The organism is Paenibacillus sp. FSL E2-0177 (assembly GCF_037992975.1).
Taxonomy (GTDB): domain Bacteria; phylum Bacillota; class Bacilli; order Paenibacillales; family Paenibacillaceae; genus Paenibacillus_AQ; species Paenibacillus_AQ odorifer.
Genome location: NZ_CP150307.1, coordinates 937640 through 955454, shown reverse-complemented (window position 1 = coordinate 955454; position 17815 = coordinate 937640). Strand labels below are relative to the sequence as shown.

Here is a 17815-nt window from a genome sequence, read left to right as displayed (position 1 = left end):
TCCCTTCATACCTATGATAAAAAACAGAATAAACTTTCTCATAACCACAAAAAAACCACTCAACATAAACGTCAAGAGGTTAAGATAGTGAACCACAATAATAGCTGGCAAACACTATTCAAGCACCTCTCTATCGATCGTAGAGTTTGATGGTGTAACAGAAAAAGGCAGATATTCTGGCTCAAGTATCATCACCCTTGCTGCCTTCCCAGTTTCCCAGTGGCATTTTGCAAGGACTCCTCTTTCACAGCGGCGGGACCGCGCGGGATTCACACCCGCTTTCCATTTAACCAATCTATGATTGTACTTCCGCAACATTCATAGTTGGCACCTATTTCTAATTTTAAATTTTCATGCTTCATCATATCTAATATATATGCTTTTGTCATGTTATATTTCTTTTTTGTATAACGGGCAGCTAGAGATAATCCTATTGAATAACCAATTTCTACGAGTAGGGTTATTCAAATAATTTCTTTATCCAACTGTGGGGTAAATTAATTTAAATCACTAATTCTTATATGAATTTACCACAAATTAGTAAGGTACTCGCTAAGTGTATTCTATGTTAGGGTATATTCAGAAAGCGTTTACAAAATAAAACTGGAGGTGTTTGTGTTCATCTAACCACCGAGTACAGCGTCAAAGCCAGGTCCAAGCATCCTAAATTTATCTCACAAAGGAGAATTCAATGACTACGCGAATCCAGAAATCCTTCTTATCATTGACACTTGTCACCGCTCTTCTGCTCTCTCTGTTCTCATCCATGGCCGCAGCTGCAACTAAGGACGAGCAACAAGCTAAGGCAGCGCCAAAGAGTAAGATCCAATCCTATGTAGACGAAATGCAGCCCGGATGGAACCTTGGCAATACTTTAGATGCTACAGGTGAGGATGAAACCTCCTGGGGCAATCCACGTGTGACCCAAGATCTTATTAAAAAGATCGCCGCTCAAGGCTATAAAAGCATTCGGATTCCTGTGACCTGGGATACTCACATGGGTGCGGCACCAGACTATACCCTAGAAAAGGCCTACCTCGACCGTGTGGAAGAAGTTGTCGGCTGGGCACTGGACGCCAAGCTTTATGTCATGATTAATGTCCATCATGATTCCTGGCTATGGGTAAGCCATATGGAAGAAAAACACGATGAAACGCTGGCGCGTTATGATGCAGCCTGGACTCAAATTGCCGATCGCTTCAAGGACAAATCCGATAAGCTGATGTTCGAGAGCATAAATGAGCCTCGGTTCACCGATGGTGGAAGCACAGACGAAGCAAAAATGGAGCAAATGCTTACTGAACTTAATAACTCTTTCTATCAAATCGTGCGGAAATCCGGTGGGAAAAACGACCTCCGCCCACTTGTATTACCTTCATTAGAGTCTTCACCTACGCAAACAAGAATGGATCATCTCTATAAGACGATTACGGCTCTGAACGATCCAAATATTATTGCGACCGTTCACTTCTATGGCTTCTGGCCTTTTAGTGTGAACATTGCCGGCTACACCACGTTTGAAAAAGATACAAAAAACGATATCACTCAAACTTTTGATAACGTTTACAATACATTTGTAGCTAAAGGCATCCCTGTCATCGTCGGCGAATTTGGTTTATTAGGTTTCGATAAAGACACGGGTGTGATTGAACAGGGCGAGAAGCTTAAATTCTTTGAGTATCTGACTTATTATTTGAAAGAAAAGAAAATGACTTCCATGCTCTGGGATAACGGGCAGCATTTCAACCGTAAAACTTATAAGTGGTCTGATCCTGAACTCCACAATGTATTAATGTCTGGTCTGAAGGAGCGTTCCTCCAGCACCGAAAGCGATTTGGTCTACCTAAAAAAAGGTGCACAAATCAAAGATACCAAGGTTAAGCTGAACCTGAACGGAAATAAGCTAACCACCATTAGTGCCAACGGAAAGTATCTGACCAAAGGTAAAGATTACACCTTAAATGGTGAGGAGCTCATCCTCAAAGCCAGCCAACTTAAAAAGCTCACAGCTTCCCAAAAATACGGTGAAAATGCCGTGCTGACTCTGAAATTCAACAAGGGTGTTGCGTGGAGACTTAAGGTGATTGTGTATGACACAGCTAAATTAAGCGATGCAAAAGGCACGACTGAATCCTTTGCCATTCCGACCACCTTTAATGGTAACCAGCTTGCCACAATGGAAGCTGTATATACCGCTGGTGGCAATGCAGGTCCGCAGGACTGGACTCCATTTAAGGAATTCGGCAATACCTTCTCACCTTCTTATAACACTAAAGAAATCAAGCTGCTTCCCGCGTTCTTTAAAGATGTTAAAGACGGCGAGGTAATCCTGAAGTTCCACTTCTGGAATGGTGATATCATCACCTACAAGATCACGAAGAGCGGAACAAACGTTGTAGGAAAGTCCTCTTAACCCCCCGTCCTGTTAACAACACAAATAGGGGTGTCCTTCGCAGGAACATCCCTATTTGTATTGCACCGATCACATATAAACCTCGTCATACGAAATTATCATCAACCGATAAATTAAATAAACGCCAAGATAGGCTCCGGTAATAAGAAACATTGGATTTAAAAATATCGCATGGATCGAGGTCATAAATACAGCATGATCTCTTAATATTTCGTAAATTGCCAAGGCAGAAATATTTCCAAAGATAATCGTACTTAAGATCGAAACAACATTAAAAACCATACGCCACTTTATCGATTTCCCCTGTAACATCAGCATAACAATGGGAACAAGAATACTACCAAGTACGATTAGAAATTTCATCCAGCTCACCTCGGTAATTTTTTAATCGTCCAGTTCCACACTTTCGATTTGTCCGTCTGCATTTACCGTCCACTCGATTTCAACGCCATTGTTCAATCCGAGCTTGTCTTCATCTTCAATGACTATATGATCAGGAATCGTTAAGGTTTGCTCTTTACCGCCCTCCACTTGAACAGTAACCTGTTTACCCTTAACCGCAGTGATCCTTCCGTCATATTCAATCTGCTGCAAAACAATCTTTTGATTCGGATCTGTGATGGTGACCCGCTTGCCTCCGTCAGTTAGCAGCTCAACCTTTTTATGATAGTTATCTTTTAACGAAACCTCCTTGATAACTCTCTGAATGCTAACCCCCTCTGGAAGTTTCCCAGTATTTGAGCCGGGTGACGCAGATGTTAGGGGTTGTTCTGTTGCGTTATTCGTAGGTACAGGTGTAGTTGCTTCTGCAGAAGGTGCTGCGGTTTCTACTTGAGCTGTTGGAGTAGGCACTTGAGTCTCATCCGCTGCTTTAGTGCAACCACTTAGCAATACCGTACATGCACAAATACAACAAAGAATTGTAGCCCTGGTAAAACGTTGTGTTGTTCCTTTATTCGATATCATCTTTTACCCCCGCATTTTAATGTATTTTTTTCTCTATAGTGGACATAGTTTTACCTCTTATCTTCCTTTTATTCACCAGAATATGGCCATCTGAAAGCAACAGTTAGATAACAATTCATGAATATGTCAAAAAACCGCCCTGATTTAGATCAGTGGCGGTCTCCATGAAATGATGAGATAAATTAGATCCTATTAATTTACAATATGTGTGCCAGCCTGTTGGCTCATCGCAGCTTTCATATTTTCCGGATTGGTAATGATAACTCTGCGTCCCTCTTTTTTCAAAAAGCCAAGACTTGCTTCAATTTTAGGCTGCATACTGCCAGCAGGAAAATGACCCTGCTCCGCATATACCAACATTTCTGCCGCTGTAACTTCTTCAAGAGCCTTCTGCTCAGGCGTACCGAAATTCACACATACCTGAGGAACTCCTGTTGTAATGATAAGAGATTCTGCATCGATCTGTTCGGCCAGCAGACTTGTAGCAAAGTCTTTGTCAATGACTGCATCGATACCTTCGTAGGTATTATTTTCGGTTTTGATCACAGGAATCCCGCCTCCGCCAACAGCGATTACCACATAACCCGTCTCAATGAGTGATTTAATGACGTCTTTTTCAACGATATCAATCGGCTTAGGCGATGGAACAACACGGCGGTAACCTCGTCCTGAATCCTCAATGATGACCCAATCTGGCTTGGCACGCTTCATCTCCTCTGCTTGCTCAAGCGTGAAGAAGGAGCCCACTGGTTTCGAGGGAGACTGAAAATTCGGATCATTTTTGCTAACCTCGACCTGAGTAATGACTGTGGCAACCTTTTTGTCTAATCTGCGATGAATGAATTCATTTGTTAAGGCCTGCTGAATTAAATAGCCTATGCCCCCTTGCGTGCCCGCCACGCAATTGACCAGCGGAGTAACATCCATTCCAGTGACTTCCGAAGCCACCTCGCTTCGTCTCAGCTCGAATCCAACCTGTGGACCGTTGCCGTGAGTAACCACCACATCGTTGCCTGCTTGCACCAGATCAGCGATATTCACAGCAATTTCACGTACTGCCTCAGACTGATCCTCTATAGAATCGCGGCCATTGTCTTTCACCAATGAATTACCGCCAATGGCTACAACTATAAATTTACTCATTCCATTCCTCCTGACGGATCAGTTGATCCTCATTTATTAGCGTTTAAGGGCCAGCTGAAATTGTTCCTTCGCGGAGTGAAAATCCGGATTGGCAGGATTATAGCTGATAGCAATATCTATTTCTTGAATGGCCATTTCATGATCACCAAGTAAACCAAGTGACTGTGCCTTATGATGATGATATAAAGGATTGCTCGGATCGTTAGCAATTGCGTTCTCAATCGCCTCAACTGCCTCTTGATGCCGGCCAAGTGATCTCAAGCTGTTCGCCTTATGAAACGAGAAATCATACCGTTCAGGCTGCTGTTCCAGAAGCTGATCCATAACTTTAACCGCTTCCTCATGCCTGCCCAACTCTCTTAAATAATTGGATTTATGATAGCGGAAGAAGCTTTCGCCAGGATCGCGTTCTATCGCTTTGTCATACTCTGCTAACGCTTGCTCGGATCGCTTCATCATTCGGTAGGCATTTGCGGTATAGAAATAGAAATCAAGGTCATCCGGTTCGATAGTAAGTGCCTGTTGATAGGCTGCCAAAGCTTCCTCATATCTCCCGAGTTCCCCTAAGAAGTATCCTTTATAGTAATAGAAGTCTGAATTATTACTGTCCTCTTGCATTGCATGTTCCATAACCAAACTTGCTTTCAGGAAATCCTCTGCCCGAGCTAGCTCTTGAGCGCTTTGAATACTTGGATGAATCGTTAGCTTTTCTTGATTGAGAATACGGATGACCCTCTCCTGTCCCAGCTCTTCTGCATGCTGCAACGATGATTTGCCGTCACGATCCGGCAATTGAACATCCGCTCCAGCATCCACCAACAACTGAATAATATCAGAGTATAAACGGCCACCATTCCCGAGAATTACTGCCTCCAACAAGGCAGACCATCCCAGATTGTTCATATGGTTAACTGCAACGCCTGCTTCCAAGCATTTCTGAACAGTTCTTAGATACCCCTTCTCGCTGGAAGGAAGCAGTGTAGTTCCCCCAAAACGATTTACACTGGTTGTATCCGCACCTGCGGCAAGAGTTAAAGACAGAATCTCATGGAATCCATTGGCACCGGCACACAGGTAGGGTGATAACATAGTGATATCTCTTGCATTCACGTCACTGCCTGCTTCAATCAGCTTTTGAGCGAGAGGAATATGATTTTTTTGCGTTGCCGCCATCAGCGCAGTACGACCACTGGCATCCTTATGATGAACATCGACACCACGAGCTAAAAGCTGTTCTACGGCAGCTAAATCCCCGCGATCCGCTGCTTGAATTAAATCTTCTGACAGAGTTTGATTAGTCATGGCTCTAGCTCTCCTATTTCTTTTTATCAATTATTTATTCGGATTGCAGCTTGTTCGCTGGGTCACGAAGGTCTGAAAAATGCTTATAAACAAATAATCCTGCAACCATCAAATAGGCGTATACGAACGGCATAAGTGAAGCTTGAGCAAATCCAACAGTCGGCGCGTGAATGATCCCAAATAAAGATAGGCCAGACGCGATTACAGCAAAGACAGCAGCCCGCAGTGGTTTATTCAGGATAGAGAAAATAGTGATGGAGCCCCAAATCAAGCTGCTAAGCGGTGCACCATTTCCTAAATGCATCAGGCCGTTGTAATAAACCCCTTTACTTAATAAGAGATCAATCCCCACCTTAGAAGCCGAAGTTTCAGCCGCATTAAAAATGTTGTTCGCAAGCGTTAAAGCCCAGTTAGCAATCCATGGGAACAAGGTGATAAAGATAACGGGCACTTCATTTTTAGGTGTCTCTCGAACCACCTGATTCGCCGTAACGACCCCGACATAGACCAGAATCGGAACAATCGCCACAACAGGTATGATAGACAACAGCAGTGCCCCTATACCAAAGAGACAAATAATTAACATGGAGAAACCAGAAGCTATGGTATAACCAAGTCCAGCCCCAATAGATTTCCAGCCTGCATGACCAATGTACACAGTTACCGGGAACGGATTACCTGTAAAAGCACCAATACTTGAAGCAACCCCGTTCGTTAGCATGACGTTACGAGTGTTATAAGGATCTCCCGCAGCATGTGCGCTCTCAATATTTTCAAGGTCAAAAATATAATTCGCCAGTCCCAATGGAATTGCAGAAGCCAGGTATGGCAAGGCATGCGGAATCCCTTGAATTAAGCTGGTAATATGCACCTCAGGTGGATTAAACCCCAGTGTTGAAAGAGCCGTTGTGATCGCTTCTGGATTCTGCAAGCCGAATATCCAAGCCAGCGCGGTTCCTGCAATCAGCAGCAGGAATCCTGTAGGAATTTTTTTGAATATCGGCGATTTGCCAAACCAGTTAATAAAGATGATCACAAGTACAACAAAAGCAACCACTGGTGTTTCGAAGGATTGCAGCATCGGGTTCATGGCCAGCAATAACAATCCAAGTCCAGATAAACAAGATAAAAGTACGGTTCTTGGAATAACCTTACGCAGCACATCTCCCAGAAATGAGCCGACAATAAGGATCAAAGCTTCGAACAGGCACCATACGAGACCAATTTGCAGCGCAAATGATGCATCATTGGTTTCTCTAAATACGGGAATTAACACTAGAAAAGTTACCGTAAAAATCGATGGAGCACTAGGTCCTGAAGGTAATGCGGTTATATCCGTTCGGCCTGTTTTTTTGGCTAGCTGATATCCAAACCAGCCATAAGCAATACTTGCGATAAAAATCGCGAGTCCAAACGCAGGAACGACTCTGCCGTAAACCATACCTTCCGGAAATCCTACTACAAAAATTAACAATGAAATCATCGTAAGCAGATTGGTTAAATTGTTAGCAAGCAGCCCGAAAAACGCGGCCCAATCTCCCTTTTTCCAGAACATCTTCATAAATACTTGATCCATAATAAATCTCCCCCTAGATCGTTAGCGCTTACATACCAATGGCTTATGAAGCCCTCAGGCCCTTGAATAGGCCTGAAGGGCGGGTGGTTCTATGAATGCATGCTCTGGCTAAAAGCGAGAATGGCTTGCTCGAAACACTCGATTGGAGGATGAGTGATTCCGGCTCCAATCATTCCGATGCCTGGATCCTTATGGGCAATAGCCGTGTTGATCACTGGCATAATGCTGGTTTGACCCACTTTACGAATATCGATTCCAGTAGGAATTCCGCGGAAGTTCAACAAAGGAATCGTCACATTTGGATTCTCCGTCGTAGTAATTTCCTTCATTTTCACAGAATAGTTCATGGCATCATCTACGGTTCCCCCAACTAATGCTACAATCGCCGGCGCGGTTGCCATGGCGAAGCCACCTATACCATACGTTTCGGTAATCGCACTGTCACCGATATCGAGTCCCGAATCTTCCGGCTTATACCCTGCAAACATCGGTCCGACAACCTTTTGCGCAGGGCCGGTAAACCAGGTATTGCCTGGCATTCCACTGACACGAATACCGAATTCCACGCCATTGCGAGCCATCGTTGTTACGATGGTGCTATGCTCGATGCCATGGGCAGCATCAAGCGCACATTTACAAAGAGCCATCCAGGTTGGTCCGGAGAAATAATCACTCATTGCCACAAAATCGAACACTTCGATTTTCTGCTCATTAGTAAAATCCGTTCTCAGGATAAGCGGCGTTAATGCCTGAATCAAAAGAGTCGTTCCAGCGTTGTTGCGGTTATGGCATTCATCTCCCATATGGAGCGCCTGTGATAACATGAGCCGCAGATCAATGCCGTTCTCAGAGAACTTCATCGCCTCACGCAGCATCGGTCCAAGCACATCTCTCATCCAGATCAAACGGGCAACGACCGTTTCATCGTTTGCACCCATCCGCAAGATTTTCGACAGTTGCTCACTAAGGTTCGTATAAGCGATGTTGCCATACGTTTTATTCTCTACAATGTGCATGAACATAGAGGCTGAGGTTACCCCTGCCATGGACCCCACACAATTATGCTCGTGACAAGGGGAGAACGTAATCTCACCTGATGCCGCTAGTTCGGCAGCTTCATTCAGATCCTTCGCCAAGCCCTCAAAGACCAAAGCGCCGGTAACTGCACCTTTCATGGGACCACTCATCTTATCCCAGGTAATCGGAGGCCCTGCATGTAATATCGTAGTCTTAGTCATCCCTGGTACGACATTGATCGCTTGATCAAAACCAACCAATACCGGTTGTGAATTCACGATTCGCTCTACAGCCAGCTTGTTGGCAGCCTCAATCTTTGCAGCAATCCCCTCTTGCTCTAACGCATCCAGTGCGGCAATTAATTCGGGCTTACCTCCACCAGGTGGCTTCCATTCCAGATGGGTTACGTTGCCTTTTTGCTTCAGGATATCATCCTTGAACATTTCTAGGCCGACATTGATAACGTGAAGTTCACTCTTAAATAACTCATTGATTCTGCTCATGTTATACTCCCTTCTCTACAAAACCTCTGGCAAGAAGTCCTGCATTCGTATTACTGCTTGCATAGGTAACGCCCGCGGATACCAGCTTATCAAGCTGTTCTTGGACGAAAGGTGTATCCAGATCGGTTCCAAGTACATAGCCGACAATCTCCAAATGTCTGCCTTCTTGTTCCGCTGCTTGCTTAGCCTCAATAATTGCAGGCACCATAACACCTACTGGATCCTCATGCGATCCATAGCCTAATACAAAATCCATAATGATCACGCCCACCGCCGGGTCCTTTGCTTCCTGCTTGAATCTGGCAATCCGTGAAGAAGGATCAATCATCGGATGTGGTTTGCCGTTAGTGAACCCATCATCCCCAAAGTCAATAAACGTATGCGCTTGGCTGATATGGATATCACCCAGCTGATATTCCGGATCTTTTGGAATATTGCTATAGACATCGTCGTATTTCTCCATCGCTAGATACATTGCTTCATCACATAAAGTACCGCCGCAGAATAACCCACGAATATACTTCTGTTCTGGCTTCAGCTTGACCTTAATCTCCTCAATCAGCGGAAGGTTTAGCGGATGCTTGTCAATTTGACTCTCATCAATGCCGGATAGAATTACCGCCTTTAGCGCGGCCTCTTTGGTTGTTTTGGCAAAATGTCCACCTGCTTCCAGAACAGCTTCCTCCGTTCCTCCGATAAAGCAGACCACGACAGGCTTATGCATATTTTTGATTTCATTCAGCACTTTTTGTTCCACACTTTTGGCGGGTGGCTTGGAAATCAACACAATGACCTTAGTGGCTTCGTCTTCGTTAAGCGCTTTCATCGCATCAAGCATCATTACTCCGCCGACACGTTCACTTAGGTCTCTGCCGCCTGTGCCAATCAACTGTGAGATGCCTCCGCCAAAATCGTGAATCCGCACGCTGATTTCCTGACTTCCTGTGCCGGATGCACCCACGATGCCGATATTGCCTTTACGAACCTTATTGGCAAAACATAAGGCCATATTTCCAATGATCGCGGTTCCGCAATCCGGCCCCATCATCAGCAATCCACGCTCATGTGCTATTTTTTTTAATTCAATTTCGTCTTCTACGCTTACGTTGTCACTGAACATCATGACATGTAGATTATTCTCCAGCGCTTTTCTTGCTTCTCTGGCTGCAAACGCTCCGTTGACTGAAATCACTGCAAGATTAGCTGCTGTCATATTCTTCACTGCCGACTCAATTGTTGGATATTTAAGCTCTGTACCGCCAACTGCACTATCTTTTTTAATAAACAGCTCTTCGATTGCTTCAAAGGCAACTTCAGCCAGCTCAGGGGATGCTGCTTTGATTACGATCATCAGGTCACTATTCTTAGCTTCCTCTAGCTCAGGGGTTATCAGCCCTACATTCGCTAATACCTCTTTATTCATTTGAGTAGCCATTGCGATAAAAGCTTGTTCGACACCCTCTATTTGATTCGCTTTGGTCGACAACGACATGAGCGAGACGGAATCAAAGTATGTGTTTCTTTTAATTACTATTTTAGTCGACATATCTTACCTCCAACGTTGTTCTAGATTAAGATTCAAACCGCTAATGATCCCCAAGGCAATATCTGTTCCGGAAGAAGAACCTATATCCAGCACTGCCGATAAGCCAAGAAGCATATTTTCCTTACTCTCATACATGAGCGAATGCAGCATCTGACCCATTGACTCTCTCACCTGACCCCAAGCCGCTTTTTTCAGAGCCATATAGCTTATTTCATTCGTTAATTCAGCTGCTTCGTTCACGACTTCCCTGCACCACGGCTGATATTTACTAATAGGACTCTGAGGCAGATGGATCACAGCAAACAATCCAACTAAAAAATCATCTCCCGACGGAGTCAGCCCTGGGCCTAATCCCATTAGTCGAATTGCATAATGAGTAGCCTCTTCCATGCTGTCATTCGCCAAGGCATTCAGAAGACCTGAAGATCGCTCTTCCAGCAGCCGCATCGTTTCTCTCTCAAAGCTGCTAGAACCCGCAAACTGCTTTATACCGCCTGGTTTTCCATAGCTATTGATATAAGCCCTTGCCGCAGCCAAATTATCTCTTAGCGTCTTTAGTTCTATTGGAAAAATAGATAATGAGCTCTGCCAAACTGTCAGTTCCTTGATCGATATTGAAAGCTTAGTGCCGATATATAATTGATCATTCTCCGCAAAAACTTCATCTCCCACAACCAGTCCAAGAACCGAAAAACTACTAACCTCTGTAATCAAAGTATTAGGCGCATTATCTACCCTACTGCTCGCAATGGTATATAATTCATCAGTTGCCTTGCACCTTACATTTATCGTCCGCTCAAATATGCTGTGTACATTTCCGAAAAATCTTGATTCTCGAATCCGATAAAAGAACGCGCTATCACTGGATATCCCAGCTTTTAAATAAGAGGTACACTTGCTCTGAGAATGCTCCGTTTGATCGCCCCCTTGAGAAGGAAGTAGATAATGGTTTGGTCACTTACTGTCAGGTTATCCTATATAGAAAGCGTTCTCATAAAAAAACCTTAACGGTTGATGATGAATGATAGAAGATGTTACACTCAGTTCATAAAATTCCAAGAATGATGAAGATTGAGCTGCTTTCTGTGTGAAAAAGGATATTTTTGTGAAATATATCACAGTTTAACGGATAAACGTTACCTGACACCCTTATTGTAGTCCTCCGTACACTGGGGGTCATCATACAAGAACACTAAAAACAACAAGTAATCACTATGCACATTGCACAATGGGCGAAGATGAGAGGTGTGAATTGATGCTAACGATAAAAGATATCTTACAAATCAAATCCATCGAAGGCATAAAGATCGTTGCGGGGCATTCTGGTCTAAACAATCAAATCTCCGTAGTTAATATCATCGAGAATCCGGACGTATTTGACTGGCTGACCTCGAACGAGCTGCTTTTATCCACCGGATATATCTTCAAAGACAGCACGGAGCTGCAGAACAAATTCATTCATGAGCTGGTGGAGAATAACTGTGCAGGACTCTGCATCAAAATGAAGCGATATTTCGATGCTATCCCGCAGAATATGATCGAGCTTGCTGATAAGCATGGACTCCCGCTACTGGAGCTCCCTTTTGAATACACCTTGTCCAGAGTCATTGCGATCATTAACGAAAAGACCAACGCGGATTACGATGCAGTGAACCGACGCTCGCTCGACCTTCATAATGCGCTGTTCAAAATCGCACTCGAAGGAGGCGGTATTGAGCAAATATCGGCGGAATTGTCCGACACGATCCATAACCCTGTTCTTATATTAGATAGAGACTGGAACCTACTCTGCTATACAGATCATAAGGATAACCCATCTCCACTTCAGGAATTCCTGCCACTGGTGAAGAACAGGCCAGTTTTTCCACCAGAGTTCACGGTAGCTTTCCCAAAGTATATTACTGAAATCAAAAAATCCATCAAACGCACCTACTATTCTCAGGGACAGCCGTACAAGTGCTGCATTATGCCGGTTTCTGTATCCAGTAACGCATACGCGTATATCGTCGTTCTGCAAACGGTACGCAAGCTGGTTGAATTTGACTACACCGCGTTAGAGCATGTATCCACGATGCTTGCACTGGACCGGATCAAAGCCAAGGAAATCGAAGAGGTAAAGCATAAAATTAGGCAGGACTTCTTCGACGACTTATTAGCTGGCAATATTACTTCAACAGAAACACTGCATTCCCTATCTGCTATGCATGGGCTTAAAGTTAACTATGCGTATTACTGTACAGTTATCCATATTGAAGCTACACAGCTGGAAAACTACACGGACATGGTTTATAGAAAATACGAAATGGAGCATATGGTCAAAAAATGTGTCAATTTGATCTATGGCTTGTCCAGTAATGCAGGTGGAGAGCTAATCTGTTACTATCGCAATCAGCAAATCATCATCTTGATCGGAAAAAATGAAAATAAACCGCCAATTTCCGTAAGCGATACGAAAGCCTTTGCTCAAGAGGTGCTGCAGTTGCTGGCTCAGGAAATGACTAAAAATCATTTTCTCATCGGCATTGGCAGTCAGTATAAGACACTTGCTTCGCTCCATCGAAGCTTCTTCGAGGCCCAGGAAGCTATGCGGCTCATGCAGCGGTTTAATAAAGACAGCCGGAGCATTGCTCACTTCGAGGATTATTCTGTCTATCATTTTTTGGATTCCAATATTAAGCCTACGGAAATGGAGACATTCTTTAACAAAGTTCTGGGAGGCATCCATGAACATGACCAGACGATGAACACGAGATTCATGTCTACCTTGGAGTACTATTTTATGTACAATCAGAATGTAACCGAAGCCGCCAAAGCGATGTTTATTCACCGCAACACCTTTATTTACCGGATTGATAAAATCAAAGATTTGCTAAATATAGATCTGAAAAACTCAGATGAGTTATTCGAGATTCAACTGGCACTTAACCTCTATCGATTGCTGCAAAGGGGTTAAAATAACGAAGGGTATTCCCGGCAACCATTACTCTAGTTGCACTGGAATACCCTTTTTTTCATAACGTCATAGCCCGTCCATATCTTGCTAAATATTCTTCCTTCTCCTTATAATCCGGCATTAGGCTTCCAACCCGTCGCCAAAAGGAGCGATCATGGTTCATATGCAGCAAATGACATAACTCATGAATGATCACATAATCGATAACCTCCACGGGAGCCATGGCCAGACGATAGTTAAAGGTTAGCTTTTTATCGGAGCTGCAGCTTCCCCATTTGGTCCTGGACTCTACAATCTCGATACTCTTAGGTTTTACTCTAAGCTGCGTCTGGTACCTAGTGATCCGCTCTCCTATAAGCTTCTTGCAGCTAGAGAAGTAGAACTTTTTCAGCTTTAACTGAAGTTGTTCTTCACTTAGCTCCGCTGTCTCTATAAGCTCATGCAGAGAATAATATTTGCCTAGATACAGGAACTTTCCTTCATCTTCGTACGCTCTGATCATCTTTGGCGTTTCACGAGCCGCTTCGAGACTTTGCAGCTTCTCCACAATCATTTTTCCATTACGCTCAACCACACTTTTAATCGTCTCTTCAGATGTTTTCTTAGGTACCTTGAGTGTTATGCGCCCTGACGAATCTATATGAATGGAGATTTTTTTTCCGTTTCCATATTGAACATTAAACTCGATCACCTGATTGTCGTAATCAATCTTCATACCCACCATCGTTTCTATAAGATTATTCGCAATAAAAAAGAAGAACGCACCTAGGCGTTCTCCTATTTTAACACGATTCCTCAATACACCGGATATCCCGCTACAAACATTGCCAAGTACAGTATACTACCCACAACAGATATAACAGTGAGTGCAACATCCTTCGGCTTTTCATTAGTGAGCGCAACGGCAGCAAAAGCTAGCGGAAAGGCAACAAGCAAATAACGCGGGGCTGACAGCAGCCAGGTAGCTCCCACTACGAAAGCAAAATACACGATAAAATAAGCAGTGTAGGATGGCCGTAGTTTTCTTGCTCCCATTAACATGATAATTAGTGCTGAGAATATAGCGATTAAATTAGGCAGCCACATGCCGAGAAAAGAACGGCTATCTCCACTTTTAAAGGTGCCCACCGCATATTCCATCTGATATCTTACGGTATCGAAAAAGAGATAGAACTGCTGTGACCAATGCTCCCTCTGGTAAATACTGAACTGAAAAGCATTTCCCGTAACATAATAGTTGATGTAAAGATAAGCCAGCAAACCCATCGATATGATAGCAAGACAGCCAATGGCGGTGGTCAGTTTATATATAAACGCTTTTTTATCTAGTAATTTATAATTCCCGATAAGTTCCCGTGCAAATTCAATCGCAACCGGTACAATCAACAGCACCCCTGGAGAACGCGTATACGCTGCAAGTGCACCGCATAAACATCCGATGAGCCATTCTTTTTTTCTCACAAAATATAAACACAACAGCGATAAGGCCAGAAATAGAGATTCGGTCATAGGAATAAAGAAAAAGAACGCAGCCGGAAATATAAAAATATACTTTACTACTCGCATAGCACTCTTTCGATGCATGTCTAGTGCGGCAAGCTCATAGGCGACCAAGGCAGCAACAAGCGAGCAAATATTAGAAACGATGAATCCAGCGACGAGATAATTCCCTACAAATACCTGAACTACTTTAATTAGATTTGGAAAAAAAGGAAAAAACACAATATGGTATTTCGGATCTCCCTCCGTCACATACCAATTCTCCGCGATGCCCAAATAATGTGAAGCGTCGATCCCCGATATATGCCAGGTCTCAGCTATTTTGCTAAACAAACCACCGGAATAGCCATTCTGTATGATCAAAAATATATACCCGATAATCATAAGCAAGACCCTACTAGCCACAACCCAGCCGATAATATATAGCCAAGCCTGCTTTCTGTCCCGTATTTTATTTTCCAGAGTTACTTCAGGTGCTGGATTTGTCAGAACAAAATCTGTCAAAACAGGTATAGTGCGGAGTCCCAATAATACAAAAAGTACGAAACAGGCCACGGAAGCAAGGGTACCCATCATAGACCAACTAGTGGTCGAGTTTACCCAGAAAATAGCCGTCACCATCATAATGAACATGAAGATGAAGGAAATGATTTTGTCGTGCTTTTTCATTTGAACCTCCAAAGATAAATTCTTACAATAATCTAGTTAAAAAAGGAAAATATTACGCATAGAAATATAATAGTCTCTGGAAATTTTTTTGTAAATCATTTCTTAGATCATCATAGATTCTAAAAAAAGCCTATGCACTGAAATGCATAGACTGTATGTATAGCCCTATTTTAACAACTCTAACACGCCTTGAGGCTGTTGATTAGCTTGAGCCAACATCGCTTGCGATGCTTGAGATAAGACATTGTATTTGGTAAGCTTCATCATTTCCTTTGCCATATCCGCATCTCTTATTCGTGATTCAGCTGCTGTTAAGTTTACTTCGTAATTGGTTAGGTTATTATGGATATGTTCTAATGCATTTTGATACGCGCCGTACATTGAACGCCTGGATGAAACGGTATTTATAGCTTTGTCTATTTTCGAAATCGCTAATTCGGCACCTTGTCTAGTTGAAAGATCTATATCCGCAATTCCCAGAGCAGTAGTTCTAGCATCTGTTAATTTAACAGCGAAGTTATTCCCAGAGTTTGCTCCCACCTGAAGATTTACTGTTTTGTAATCATATGTGGTACCAGGGTTTGATCCGTAAGATACATTGAAATTGGTTATCCCAGTTGTAGTTGAAAAAGTGTAACTTCCGTCATCATTACTAATAATGTTATTTAGTCTATCCGTAGAGCCCCCACCATTTAGATTAACATTAGCCAATTCATTACCCTGTGGATCAAAGATGGAAAGACGATAATTATTATCTACTATTCCTCCAACGATGTAATTCCCATCTTTCATTTCTGTAATGCTTGTAAGTTGACTGGAGTTGGAAGTTTCATTTGAGATATTCTTCTCCCACAATACGTTTCCACTACTGTCTAGTTTATAGATTAATCCACTAGTTTTAGTAGAGTCGTTATAAGAACCAACAATTATGGCCCCTCCATCACTGGTTGCGATGGCCCGGTAACCTTCATCATCCCCAGCAGCACCGACTCGTGTGTCCCATAACGGATTTAAGTTACTATCATATTTCACAACCCAGCTTGACTTATCGGTATAAGAACCGTTTAGTTGGAGACTTGATGAACCAATAGCCAAATAACCGCCGTCAGCAGTTTCAATAATAGAATTAAATTCTTCGCTTCCATAGCCAACAGGATTGGATTGTGAAGAACCCACTATCGAGGTGGATTGTTGCACACCACTACTATTAAATTTAGCCATAAGGCCATCCCAATTTTGAATACCGGAACCCGTCCCTGCCACAATAAAGGAACCGTCACTAGTCTCAATTACTTCATTCCCCATAATGGAGTAGACACCAGATACCCCTGTACTCCACTGCTCATTCAAATTCGCATCCCATTTAATTATATTTATCCTTTGATCGGAAATTGCCCCTGCTGAGAAATCATTTCCTAATAAAATATAACCACCATCACTAGATTCCTTAATACTATACACATCCATATTAGGAATTGCTTGTGACCAAACCAGATTACCCATACTATCTAATTTGAAGGGATTATTACCGGGAATTCTTATTCCGACGTAACCTCCATCTGAAGTCTTAGATAAATCTCTGGCAGGTATGTTAGCGGTCCAGTTCGTACTTATATTGCCCTGTACTGGGGTAATATTCGTGTTTACTTCGAGGTCATTATTCAATAAATGAATTCCATTAAATTGAGTGTTATTAGCAATATCATTTATCCCAAGCTTTATCTGCTCAACTTCTTTTTGAATCAATGTTCGATCAAAATTTGTTAAGGTATCATTTGAAGCCTGTATTGCAAGCTCCCGTAATCTTAGCAGATTAGGATCTTGTATAGTTCCAAGTCCACTCTCAGCAGTCTGAATTAGTGAAATACCATCCTGTGTATTCCTTGCTGCCTGAGACAATCCACGAATCTGTGCTCTCATTTTCTCAGAAATTGCTAATCCTGCAGCATCATCTGCCGCTATATTTATCCGAAGTCCAGAAGATAACCTCTCTAGTGAACTTGTAATAGATTTATTATTTTTATTTAATCTGTTCAAACTATTTAAAGACGTGATGTTGTGACCGATTCGCATTTAATCACCTTTCAATTGTTAGTATCTTCTATATCGGATAGTCCTTAGTAATTTTTTAGGTCAAATTACCCGTGTCTTAAGGCCTCGCCTTAAATTCCCACCGTCCCCCGCTGAAAAGTTGAATATTCACATACAAAAACGGCGATCTATCACC

13 protein-coding genes and 1 riboswitch are annotated in these 17815 nt (G+C 42.9%); of the genes, 2 read left to right on the top strand and 11 right to left on the bottom strand.

Features of this window, described 5'->3' with window-relative positions; translation table 11 throughout:
- Positions 1 to 148 precede the first annotated feature (148 nt).
- Positions 149 to 350: riboswitch (cobalamin riboswitch) on the bottom strand.
- Between the two features lie 341 nt (positions 351 to 691).
- The gene (locus MHI25_RS04285; protein ID WP_340393360.1) at positions 692 to 2413 is read left to right on the top strand and encodes a cellulase family glycosylhydrolase; all 1722 of its coding nucleotides are present in this window, start codon (positions 692 to 694) and stop codon (positions 2411 to 2413) included.
- A 69-nt stretch (positions 2414 to 2482) separates the two neighbouring features.
- Here MHI25_RS04285 and MHI25_RS04280 read toward each other — a convergent pair whose 3' ends face one another.
- From MHI25_RS04280 to MHI25_RS04245, 8 genes are all read right to left on the bottom strand, one after another.
- Entirely contained in the window at positions 2483 to 2776 is a 294-nt protein-coding gene (locus MHI25_RS04280) for a transposase (RefSeq protein WP_076310523.1), read from the bottom strand.
- 21 nt (positions 2777 to 2797) lie between these two features.
- A complete protein-coding gene (locus MHI25_RS04275; RefSeq protein WP_076305183.1) occupies positions 2798 to 3379 on the bottom strand; it encodes a hypothetical protein in 582 nt (193 codons plus the stop codon).
- A gap of 192 nt (positions 3380 to 3571) precedes the next feature.
- Entirely contained in the window at positions 3572 to 4522 is a 951-nt protein-coding gene (arcC, locus tag MHI25_RS04270; RefSeq protein ID WP_076128616.1) for a carbamate kinase, read from the bottom strand.
- A 36-nt stretch (positions 4523 to 4558) separates the two neighbouring features.
- Positions 4559 to 5824: a tetratricopeptide repeat protein gene (locus MHI25_RS04265; RefSeq protein WP_340393359.1), complete on the bottom strand. Its 1266-nt coding sequence runs from the start codon at positions 5822 to 5824 to the stop codon at positions 4559 to 4561.
- A 34-nt stretch (positions 5825 to 5858) separates the two neighbouring features.
- The gene (locus tag MHI25_RS04260) at positions 5859 to 7400 is read right to left on the bottom strand and encodes a hypothetical protein (RefSeq protein ID WP_036684876.1); all 1542 of its coding nucleotides are present in this window, start codon (positions 7398 to 7400) and stop codon (positions 5859 to 5861) included.
- Between the two features lie 89 nt (positions 7401 to 7489).
- Positions 7490 to 8920 (bottom strand): DUF1116 domain-containing protein, encoded by a 1431-nt coding sequence (locus tag MHI25_RS04255; protein WP_076302917.1) that lies wholly within the window; start codon positions 8918 to 8920, stop codon positions 7490 to 7492.
- 1 nt (position 8921) lies between these two features.
- Positions 8922 to 10466, bottom strand: coding sequence for an acyl-CoA synthetase FdrA (gene fdrA, locus MHI25_RS04250; protein ID WP_076302916.1), 1545 nt, complete (start codon positions 10464 to 10466; stop codon positions 8922 to 8924).
- 3 nt (positions 10467 to 10469) lie between these two features.
- The gene (locus tag MHI25_RS04245) at positions 10470 to 11180 is read right to left on the bottom strand and encodes a DUF2877 domain-containing protein (protein WP_340395031.1); all 711 of its coding nucleotides are present in this window, start codon (positions 11178 to 11180) and stop codon (positions 10470 to 10472) included.
- A 541-nt stretch (positions 11181 to 11721) separates the two neighbouring features.
- Here MHI25_RS04245 and MHI25_RS04240 point away from each other — a divergent pair.
- Positions 11722 to 13419: a PucR family transcriptional regulator gene (locus tag MHI25_RS04240; RefSeq protein ID WP_076305179.1), complete on the top strand. Its 1698-nt coding sequence runs from the start codon at positions 11722 to 11724 to the stop codon at positions 13417 to 13419.
- Positions 13420 to 13477: 58 nt separating this feature from the next.
- Here MHI25_RS04240 and MHI25_RS04235 read toward each other — a convergent pair whose 3' ends face one another.
- The 3 genes from MHI25_RS04235 to MHI25_RS04225 form a co-directional block, all read right to left on the bottom strand.
- Positions 13478 to 14134, bottom strand: coding sequence for a SprT family zinc-dependent metalloprotease (locus tag MHI25_RS04235; protein WP_038574107.1), 657 nt, complete (start codon positions 14132 to 14134; stop codon positions 13478 to 13480).
- A gap of 80 nt (positions 14135 to 14214) precedes the next feature.
- Positions 14215 to 15588, bottom strand: coding sequence for a hypothetical protein (locus tag MHI25_RS04230; RefSeq protein ID WP_340395030.1), 1374 nt, complete (start codon positions 15586 to 15588; stop codon positions 14215 to 14217).
- 165 nt (positions 15589 to 15753) lie between these two features.
- On the bottom strand, positions 15754 to 17661 hold the full coding sequence (locus MHI25_RS04225) for a flagellin (protein ID WP_340011932.1): 1908 nt from the start codon (positions 17659 to 17661) through the stop codon (positions 15754 to 15756).
- Between the last annotated feature and the right edge of the window lie 154 nt (positions 17662 to 17815).

What these genes read in the sequence shown, in the direction of transcription:
- MHI25_RS04285 (WP_340393360.1), top strand. Translation starts at nt 692, where the DNA reads ATGACTACGCGAATCCAGAAATCCTTCTTATCATTGACACTTGTCACC.
- MHI25_RS04280 (WP_076310523.1), bottom strand. Translation starts at nt 2,776, where the DNA reads ATGAAATTTCTAATCGTACTTGGTAGTATTCTTGTTCCCATTGTTATG.
- MHI25_RS04275 (WP_076305183.1), bottom strand. Translation starts at nt 3,379, where the DNA reads ATGATATCGAATAAAGGAACAACACAACGTTTTACCAGGGCTACAATT.
- arcC (WP_076128616.1), bottom strand. Translation starts at nt 4,522, where the DNA reads ATGAGTAAATTTATAGTTGTAGCCATTGGCGGTAATTCATTGGTGAAA.
- MHI25_RS04265 (WP_340393359.1), bottom strand. Translation starts at nt 5,824, where the DNA reads ATGACTAATCAAACTCTGTCAGAAGATTTAATTCAAGCAGCGGATCGC.
- MHI25_RS04260 (WP_036684876.1), bottom strand. Translation starts at nt 7,400, where the DNA reads ATGGATCAAGTATTTATGAAGATGTTCTGGAAAAAGGGAGATTGGGCC.
- MHI25_RS04255 (WP_076302917.1), bottom strand. Translation starts at nt 8,920, where the DNA reads ATGAGCAGAATCAATGAGTTATTTAAGAGTGAACTTCACGTTATCAAT.
- fdrA (WP_076302916.1), bottom strand. Translation starts at nt 10,466, where the DNA reads ATGTCGACTAAAATAGTAATTAAAAGAAACACATACTTTGATTCCGTC.
- MHI25_RS04240 (WP_076305179.1), top strand. Translation starts at nt 11,722, where the DNA reads ATGCTAACGATAAAAGATATCTTACAAATCAAATCCATCGAAGGCATA.
- MHI25_RS04235 (WP_038574107.1), bottom strand. Translation starts at nt 14,134, where the DNA reads ATGAAGATTGATTACGACAATCAGGTGATCGAGTTTAATGTTCAATAT.
- MHI25_RS04230 (WP_340395030.1), bottom strand. Translation starts at nt 15,588, where the DNA reads ATGAAAAAGCACGACAAAATCATTTCCTTCATCTTCATGTTCATTATG.
- MHI25_RS04225 (WP_340011932.1), bottom strand. Translation starts at nt 17,661, where the DNA reads ATGCGAATCGGTCACAACATCACGTCTTTAAATAGTTTGAACAGATTA.